This is a genomic window from [Clostridium] polysaccharolyticum (genome assembly GCF_900111595.1).
Classification (GTDB): Bacteria; Bacillota; Clostridia; order Lachnospirales; family Lachnospiraceae; genus Clostridium_AI; species Clostridium_AI polysaccharolyticum.
Window position 1 is genome coordinate 38,710 of the sequence record NZ_FOHN01000022.1, and the last position, 9,410, is coordinate 48,119.

9 protein-coding genes are annotated in these 9,410 nt (G+C 38.9%); 1 reads left to right on the top strand and 8 read right to left on the bottom strand.

Translation table 11 applies throughout. From position 1 onward, the window contains the following. Positions 1-7 precede the first annotated feature (7 nt). From BMY85_RS12145 to argJ, 6 genes are all read right to left on the bottom strand, one after another. On the bottom strand, positions 8-703 hold the full coding sequence (locus BMY85_RS12145; protein ID WP_092478547.1) for a response regulator transcription factor: 696 nt from the start codon (positions 701-703) through the stop codon (positions 8-10). A 16-nt stretch (positions 704-719) separates the two neighbouring features. Beyond that, positions 720-1,385, bottom strand: a complete 666-nt coding sequence (locus BMY85_RS12150) for a helix-hairpin-helix domain-containing protein (RefSeq protein ID WP_092478548.1) — start codon at positions 1,383-1,385, stop codon at positions 720-722. Positions 1,386-1,501: 116 nt separating this feature from the next. Beyond that, complete coding sequence (locus BMY85_RS12155) at positions 1,502-1,936, bottom strand: DMT family transporter (RefSeq protein WP_092478549.1); 435 nt, start codon at positions 1,934-1,936, stop codon at positions 1,502-1,504. A gap of 60 nt (positions 1,937-1,996) precedes the next feature. After that, positions 1,997-3,190: an aspartate aminotransferase family protein gene (locus tag BMY85_RS12160; RefSeq protein WP_330387284.1), complete on the bottom strand. Its 1,194-nt coding sequence runs from the start codon at positions 3,188-3,190 to the stop codon at positions 1,997-1,999. 12 nt (positions 3,191-3,202) lie between these two features. After that, the gene (gene argB / locus BMY85_RS12165) at positions 3,203-4,117 is read right to left on the bottom strand and encodes an acetylglutamate kinase (RefSeq protein WP_092478550.1); all 915 of its coding nucleotides are present in this window, start codon (positions 4,115-4,117) and stop codon (positions 3,203-3,205) included. A gap of 65 nt (positions 4,118-4,182) precedes the next feature. After that, complete coding sequence (gene argJ / locus BMY85_RS12170; protein WP_092478551.1) at positions 4,183-5,400, bottom strand: bifunctional glutamate N-acetyltransferase/amino-acid acetyltransferase ArgJ; 1,218 nt, start codon at positions 5,398-5,400, stop codon at positions 4,183-4,185. A gap of 371 nt (positions 5,401-5,771) precedes the next feature. Here argJ and BMY85_RS12175 point away from each other — a divergent pair, with 371 nt between their 5' ends. Next, entirely contained in the window at positions 5,772-6,995 is a 1,224-nt protein-coding gene (locus BMY85_RS12175) for an argininosuccinate synthase (RefSeq protein WP_092478552.1), read from the top strand. Positions 6,996-7,197: 202 nt separating this feature from the next. Here the strand turns inward: BMY85_RS12175 and BMY85_RS12180 are convergent, their stop codons facing one another. Both BMY85_RS12180 and BMY85_RS15700 read right to left on the bottom strand, forming a co-directional pair. Further along, entirely contained in the window at positions 7,198-8,358 is a 1,161-nt protein-coding gene (locus BMY85_RS12180; RefSeq protein WP_092478553.1) for a hypothetical protein, read from the bottom strand. Positions 8,359-8,372: 14 nt separating this feature from the next. Beyond that, positions 8,373-9,410, bottom strand: a 1,038-nt coding sequence (locus BMY85_RS15700) for a hypothetical protein (protein ID WP_177180776.1), incomplete at its 5' end; no start/stop codon positions are given.

Genomic DNA, 9,410 nt, shown 5'->3' on the forward strand with positions numbered 1-9,410 from the left:
CGAACTGCTAATCCTGAAAGAAATAACCAACACCCCATTTGGTATGTATATACTGAGGCTCACTTGGATTACTTTCGATTTTTTCACGAAGCCTGCGGATATGCACATCCACTGTTCTAACATCACCTGGATAGTCAAATCCCCAAACCGTATTTAAAAGGTTTTCCCTGCTATAGACCTTATTCTTATTAAACATCAGAAGCTCAAGCAAATCAAATTCTTTTGCTGTTAAGTTTACTTCTTTATTCGCAATATAAACTCTTCTGCCTTCGCAATCTACTTTTAACTGTCCATAAGAAACCGTTTTGCCCTGTTCTTCTTCTTTCTCTTTCTTATTGCTGCCGCTTCTTCTCATAATTGCTTTAATACGTGCTTTTACTTCTAATATATTAAAAGGTTTGGTAATATAATCATCTGCACCATATTCCAATCCTAGTATTTTATCCATATCATCACCTTTTGCAGTCAACATGATAATTGGCATCTGGGAAAACTCCCGAATCTGCTGACACACTTGAAAACCATCTAGTTTTGGCAACATAACATCCAGCAAAATTACATCATATTCTTTTTTTCTGGCTGCCTCCAATGCTTCTTCCCCATCATAAGCACAATCCACATTCATTCCATCTTGTTCTAAACTAAAACGGATTCCTTTTACAATTAATTTTTCGTCATCAACGACCAGCACATTCTTTCCCAATTCTTTCACCTCGTTATTAAATGGAAATTAAGTCTTTTATTTTCTGGTAAACACCATCCTTAATTCCTTCTACATTCTTTAATTCTTCTATTGCCTGAAACGTTCCTTGTTCCTCCCGATAAGAGATAATGCTCTTTGCTTTTGCTTCTCCTATCCCTGGTAACGAAGTAAGCTTATCAATATCTGCAGTATTGATGTTGACTTTATCTGATGCGTCATCTTCACGGCTGTCCAACAGTTTTTCACCGTCAGTTCCATTTCTTAAAGCCTCTCTGGTCTCCTGTTTCGTTGGAACATATATCTTATCCGAATCAGAAACTGCCAATGCCAGATTCAGATACGTATCATCTGCATGTCTGGTAAATCCTCCTGCAGACTCTATCAGATCCAGAATTCTTGCACCTTCTTTGAATTCGTAGACACCAGGATTCTTCACAGCTCCACAGACATAGCTGAAATATTTTTTTCCAGCATTTCCTGCTCTGTCCTTATCCGAAACCTGCGGTGCCTGCATGGTAACCGCCACCGCTTCGTCCAAGGTTAAAGTCTCCTGTATGTTCTTTGAATTTCCTTTGGAACCATACCAGAAAGCAAGACACAGGATACATGCTGCCATTAAAATAAGACCTTTCTTAGCAGGTAACACTTCACTTAACACACTCGTTTTTCTCTCTCGTTTCATATTGCCTCCTTATGAAGGATACCTCTATACCATTTCACAATGAGACACAATCTTATTCTACATAAATGCTAATTTTAATACAATACCTTTTTTATATTTTCTTCTTTTTCTTACGCTCATTCCCACTTAAACAGGAAAATCCCGCCGATAATCACTGCCAGGCCAAATACCTTTCTCCATTGGAAATCCGCCTTATCCATTCCGAACATACCAGCCAGTTCAATGACATAAGCTGCTGCAAGCTGGGCCGTTACAATAAAAATGGCCGCTCTTGCTGGCCCTAGGCTGGCAACACTTTGAATTACAGTATAAGTAATAAATGCTCCCATTATGCCACCTAAAAGCATGTATTTATTATCAATCTTACATACAGACAACAAGTTTACGTTTCTTTCTGTAATCAGCCATGCTGCAATACATACCACAAAAGCACTAAACTGTACAAAACTTGAAGCCACCCACACACCTGTCTGCTTTGTCACCCCTGTGTTAAAAACACCTTGCACACTCATAAGTGCACCGGATAAAATTGCAATTAAAATGCCCCACATATGATTCTACCTCCTTATCTTAGTTAGTATGAATCATCTGCAAGGCATTTATACGTTTCCTTACTGTAATGCTTTAAATGCTGTTTCCAGTTTAGAAACCATTTCGTCCACATGTTTCTTCTCAATGATTAGTGGCGGAACAAAACGAATGATATTGGCTCCTGCTGCAACAAGAATCAATCCATTTTCTATGGCCTTTTCTATTACAGGTCCAACAGGCTTTGTACATTCCAGCCCCTGCATCATTCCTTTTCCACGACGTTCCTTGATAAACTCATATTTCTCTGCAAGTTCATCTAACTTTTCTTCCAGATATGGAGCCACTTCTTTTACATGCTGTAAAATATGTTCCTTCTCGTATATTTCAAATACCTTTCTGACTGCTGATAATACAAGCGGGTTCCCTCCATAAGTAGTTCCGTGGTCACCTGGTACTAAAATATCTGCAGTTTTTTCATTGGCAAGAAAAGCTCCTACTGGAACCCCGCATCCAAGTGCTTTTGCAGTGGTTACAACATCTGGCTGGATTCCATAATTCTGGAATGCATACATTTCACCAGTTCTTCCCATTCCGCATTGAATTTCATCACAGATCATCAAAATATCGTGTTCATCACATAATGCACGAATTCCTTTGATAAATTCTTCCGTAGCCGGATAGATTCCACCTTCTCCCTGTACCGTCTCCAAAAGGATTGCACAGGTCTTATCAGAAATCAGTGCTTTTACACTTTCTAAATTGTTGTATTCTGCAAACTTAATTCCTGCATTCATTGGTCCAAACGGTTCCTGATAATGTGCATTTCCTGTTACCGCTAAGGCACCTAAACTTCTTCCGTGGAAAGAATGGTTCATGGAAATAATCTCGCTGTCTTTATTTCCTTTCAGGTAAGCATATTTACGAGCCAGTTTTACAGCTCCTTCAATGGCTTCTGTACCACTGTTGGTAAAGAACACCTTTTTCATGCCAGAAGCCTTTACTACCTGTTCCGCTGCGTCTTTCAAATTGGCATTATAGAACAGATTGGATGTATGAACCAGCTTGTCAACCTGTTCCTTTACAGCATCATTAAGCTCTTTGTTGTTGTATCCAAGAGCAAAAACAGCAATTCCTGCACCAAAATCCAGATACTCTTTTCCCTCTGTATCATATAGATACATTCCATTTCCTTTTTCCAGCACCACTTTATGACGGTTATAGGTATGAATCAGATACTGTTCTGCTTCCTCTATTGCAGTCTGCATATTTTCCATTTTACCAGCCTCCTATTTCACTAGTTCTTCCTCTTCATGAGGATATAATGCTCTGTGATCGTCTATAATTGCAGTTCCAATCCCTTTTTTCGTAAAGAACTCAAGCAATAGACAATGTTCCTTTCTTCCATCTAAGATATGTACTCTGTTGACTCCGTTTTCTACGGCTTCAATACAGTTATTGATTTTTGGCAGCATGCCGCCACTAATGAAACCGTCATCTATCATCTGTTTTGCTTTCTCCAGTGTTAAAACGGATACTAATGTTTTACTGTCATTAGGGTCCATGCAGACACCTTCAATATCTGTTAAGAATGCCAGTTTTTCTGCACCAATGGCTTTCGCAACCGCACTGGCAGCTTCATCTGCATTAATGTTATAAGACTGATAATCATCTCCAAGACCGATTGGAGCAATGACAGGGATAAAATCATTATCTATTAAAGAATCAATTAAGGTTTCTTCTACATACTCTACGTTTCCAACAAAACCGATATCTTCTCCTTCTACTGTCTTTTTGGTACAACGTAAAGTTCCACCATCTTTTCCACAGATGCCAGCAGCTTTTACTCCTAACTGTTCGATCATCTGGACTAAGTTCTTATTTACTTTATTTAAAACCATTTCCGCAACTTCCATAGTTTCTGCATCGGTCACACGTAATCCTTTGACAAATTGAGATTCTTTACCGATCTTGCCAAGCCATTTACTGATTTCCTTTCCCCCACCATGTACAATAATAGGCTTCATCCCAATCAGTTTTAACAGTGCCACATCTTTAATAACACTCTCCTCTAATTTTGAATCCAGCATTGCACTTCCGCCGTATTTAATTACTATCTTCTTATTCGTAAAATCTCTTATGTAAGGCAGTGCCTCAATTAACGTCTGTGCCTTAATCAATATTTCCTGCATATATTCATCCATATCAATTTCCAAACCTTTCTTTATTCTTCTCTTATCTTATAAGTTCTTACAAGTGAAACTGCTTCTTAAGAGCGGTAATCACCATTAATTTTAACATAGTCATAAGTTAAATCACATCCCCAGGCAGTTGCATTGTATTTGCCCATTTTCATATCCGCAGTTACTGTAACCTCTTTATCCGATAAAATTTTTGTTGCAAATTCTTCACTATAATCTGTTGCAAGGCCATTTTCTGCAAGTTTCAGTTTTCCAGATTCACTCTCTACCCACAGGTCAACAGCCTCCGGATTAAATTCTATTCCCGAATAACCTAATGCACAGATAATCCTTCCCCAGTTTGCATCACTTCCAAATACTGCTGCTTTTACCAGATTGGAAGTAATAACTGCTTTGCTTAATACTTTTGCAGATTCTTCTGATGCAGCATTTTTTACGGTTACCTCTAACAGCTTGGTAGCACCTTCACCATCCGCCGCCATTAATTTGGCCAATTTCACTGCTACATAGCATAATGCTTCTTTAAATGCTTCATAATCTGCATTTTTTTCGGTAATTTCAGGATTTCCTGCTTTTCCATTGGCCAGAATCATGTAAGAATCATTAGTGGAAGTATCCCTGTCTACGCTAATCATATTGAAAGACACGTTTACTACGTCACGAACTGCTTCCTGTAATAATTCTTTGCTCATAGCAACGTCAGATGCTGTCACGCAAAGCATTGTTGCCATATTCGGATGAATCATGCCAGAACCTTTCGTCATGGCCCCGATTGTAACTGTTTTTCCACCAATTTTGACTTCCACTGCACATTGTTTGCTATAAGTGTCGGTTGTCATAATGGCTTGTGCGGCCTTGTCGCCACCTTCAGAAGAAAGGGATTCTGCCAGCAATTTAGCTCCTGCTGTTACTTTGCCAACTGGAAGAAGCTGTCCAATTACTCCTGTGGAGCAAGTAAGAATATCATCTGTTTCTACGCCTAATGCTTCTGCTGCAGCTGCTGCCATAGCTTTATCTGCTTTCTTTCCTTCTTCCCCTGTACAGGCATTGGCATTTCCCGCATTTAATACCACGCCTCTGACTGTTTTTCTTGTCTTTACGATTTCTATATCACGCTGCACCGGAGCTGCTTTTACAGCATTTGTTGTAAAAACCCCTGCAGCCACTGCATCTACATCACTAAATACCAGTGCCATATCATTTCTGCCGTTTTTCTTAAGCCCTGCTGCAATGCCTGCCGCTGTAAAACCTTGCACTGCTGTCACTCCGCCAATGATTTCTTTCATATGTAGTCCTCCTTTTCCAGATTGCAATTTCCATTGCTAATAATTATACAACAGCAGTGTATATTATGCAACTCTTTTTTCTCCCCCTTTCCCTCACATTCCATACCTCTACTAATATAAGGAAGAGTCCCCATGCATAGCATATTGATTTTCTTACAATTTCCTTATATTTCGTGTGATTGCGATAAATTTGCACCCCTTTTTAAAAAGTCCAAATTTACACTTGCATATTAATAAAAATTGTTGTATATTTATAATCAATAAAGCAAATGCATAAACATGCATGCATAACCCATTGCATTGCATAAACCTGCAGGCAATCCCAATTGCTTATGACATATTGCATACAATCAAAAACGGAGGTAGAAATTATGAAAGAAAAAGTAATTCTTGCTTATTCTGGTGGACTTGACACCACTGCAATTATCCCTTGGTTAAAGGAAAACTTTGATTATGATGTTGTTTGCTGCTGTATCGACTGCGGTCAAGGCGAGGAATTAGATGGCTTAGAGGAAAGAGCTATCTCTTGTGGAGCAGCAAAATTGTACATAGAAGATGTTATTGATGAATTCTGTGACGAATATGTAGTACCTTGCGTTCAGGCAAATGCTATATATGAAAACAAATATTTATTAGGAACCTCCATGGCTAGGCCAGTTATCGCAAAAAGATTAGTAGAAATCGCTAGAAAAGAAGGTGCTACTGCAATCTGCCATGGTGCTACTGGAAAAGGAAATGACCAGATCCGTTTTGAATTAGGCATCAAGGCACTTGCCCCAGACTTAAAGATTATTGCTGCCTGGAGAAATGATGCCTGGACAATGAATTCCCGTGAAGAAGAAATTGAATACTGCAAAGCACATGGTATAGATCTGCCATTCTCCGCCGACACAAGCTACAGCCGTGACCGTAACTTATGGCACATCAGCCACGAAGGTCTTGAATTAGAAGATCCAGCCTGCGAACCAGACTTTGATCATTTATTAGTGTTAGGAACTACTCCTGAAAAAGCTCCTGAAGAAGGCGAATATGTTACCATGACATTTGAGGCTGGTGTTCCTAAGAGCGTAAACGGAAAGGAAATGAAAGTTTCTGACATCATCCGTACTTTAAATGAATTAGGCGGAAAACATGGAATTGGTATTGTTGATATCGTTGAAAACCGTGTTGTTGGCATGAAATCCCGTGGTGTTTATGAAACTCCTGGCGGAACTATCTTAATGGAAGCCCATCAGCAGTTAGAGGAACTGATCTTAGACAGAGATACTTACACCATGAAAAAAGTAATGGGCAACAAACTGGCTGATATTGTATATGAAGGAAAATGGTTTACACCACTGCGTGAAGCAACTCAGGCTTTCATTGAAAGTACCCAGAAATACGTTACTGGTGAAGTTAAATTCAAACTTTACAAAGGCAATATCATCAAAGCTGGTGAAACATCCCCTTATACATTATACAACGAAAGTATTGCTTCTTTTACAACTGGTGACTTATACGATCATCATGATGCAGAAGGATTTATTAATTTATTTGGTCTTTCTAGCAAGGTTCGTGCTATGAAAATGCAGGAAGTAGAAAAAAAACAAAAATAATTACCAGAACTACCAGCAAAACGGGTGGTTTTCTCTGAGGCTATAAGTCTCTAGCAAAAGGCTAGCGTCTAAAAACGCTAGCCTTTTACTTCGTTTACGCCATTATGCTTTTGACTCACCAAAGCCCTTAAATTTTATACTTCTTATTATATTGCGGAATATAAAGTGTCTTTATTCTTTCCTTCCTTACACTATGAACCTATCAATATTTGACTGTTGGTACATATAGATCATTCATATTCGCCACATCCTTCGGATCAAGCTTGCCACAGTCTCCAGCAATCACCACTGTTCCATCGGATTTTAACCCCACTGAAATCCAGTCTCCAGCAGCAATTGCTACAATGTCGTGCCAGCCAGAAACATCTAGCTGCTTATGTGCATTTCCTCCAGTAGCAACTACACTTCCGTCACGCTTTAATCCCAACAGACTGTAACCGCTTTGGGAAATGGCAATAATATCATTCCACCCAGATACATGAAAGGCATGGGGATTTTTAACCAGATTGCCATCTGGACCTTTTATTTCCTCTTTGGAACAAATTACTGTTCCATCGGATTTCAGTCCAACTATTGGTCCTCCAAAAACATCTGCGATATCTACTATATCTGTCCAGTCGTTCACTTCATCATCCACAGTTCCATCTACGCCATAATATTTATTATAATCCGCAATATAAACTGTGCCATCTCGTTTCAATGCTGCAATTCTTCGTTGTCCCGTTACCACCTTTACAACATCCGTCCATGTGGAAATTTCTTTTTTAAAATAATTGAGTGCTTCACCATACTTTTGGGAAAACGCTTCTATTTTTCCAGTTTTAGACAACAAAACATAATTATCAAAATCCGTAGATATTGCTACAATGTCCTTGTAAGATTTTAATTTTTCAATAACATAGATATAGGCGGGATCTGGATCATTTGTAGAATAAACGTTCCCCTCCTTATCCAATCCATCCAGTCGTTCAAATGCACAAGAAAGACTTATGATATTATTCCAATCAGAACACTCCGAATATATAGGCTCTTTATAGATTGTAGTATCAACTGCTGTTTTTACCTTTCCACTGTTATCAATAGCTGCCACCCCAATATCTAAATTAGCAAGATACGTTCCAGAGATAAGATAGCGAAGCTGCTGCAGTAAATCTTCCGCCTTTTTGTCATCCTTAATTTTAGATAACATCCCTATGGCTTGGGGATATTTTTTCTCCTCAATACTGGATATGGCTTTCTTTATTACAGCCTCCTTATGTTCTGCTTCTGTGGCTTCCGTCTTTTCTTTAACCATTCCACAGCCACTTAACAGACAAACAGTAAGAACTAGGAAAAGAACCTTCTCTTTATTTTTCATAGACATTGATTTCTACTCCTTTAATTATAGTAAACAGACTGGATGTTTAACGTTTCACTTTTATAGGAATGAAGCACATTAAACATTCCAATGGAGGAATAGTATGTAAAACCTGCATAACTGCTCTTGCCAGTAAATGCCGCCAAATCCCCCGGAAACCTTACATTGCTCCAGCCAGAGTTTGGCTTTGAAGCAGTGTTTAATGCACCTTTATTATAACATTGATAGGTAACACCTAATGGTCTTGGAACAATTGTATCATATTCTTCAAAAGAACCGCATACATTTATCAGGCAGGCAAGCATAAAAGCTTCCCGATATGCTTCATTTGCTGAAGGAGTTATCTTATCTTTTGCATTTCGACTATTTAATGAAGCAAAAGCCCCGCTTTTTGTAAGAATTGAATACAGATTCGGTGTGGATGTATTGGAAAAGGTACAGGCCTGTCCTTTCATTTTCCTATATTTATCTTCCAAAAGCCGGTTAATAATAACCCATGCAATTCCTTGCCTGTTATAGTGCAAGTACGTTTTCATATTGATATTATTGTTTGTATTGGTATTTTCTGCATAGATGATCCGGGCAGCCAGTTTATAATGCATAGCAGGACTGCTAAAATCAGTATACCATGTGTTGCTTCTATAAGCATCTACATTTGTACTTAACGCAGCATCATATTTTTTCGTGGCAGCGTACAGAAGCTGTGATTCCAAAGTTCCTGGCAGGCTTAAAGGCGAAACTTCCTTTTTGTCAGCCTCTGTACTTTTCCCCCTGCTTAATCTTTCATACTGATCCCCAAACAGACCTTCCATATCCACATAACACGTATCATCCACTATTTTGTTCTTCTTGGGATCGTAGTAGCTTCCTGCCTGGATACAGAACAGCCCTGTCTCCGGATCGTAACATTCCCCATCATATCTTAGGGAATTTACACAGCCCACAAACTTATCTCCAGAGTTGTCCTTATGCTCTATTTTCTTTTTTCCTCTGATCTCATAGATATGCCTGGTTGTTCCGTTTTTGTCATAGTCATACGTGCAGATTGTCTTGTTGTT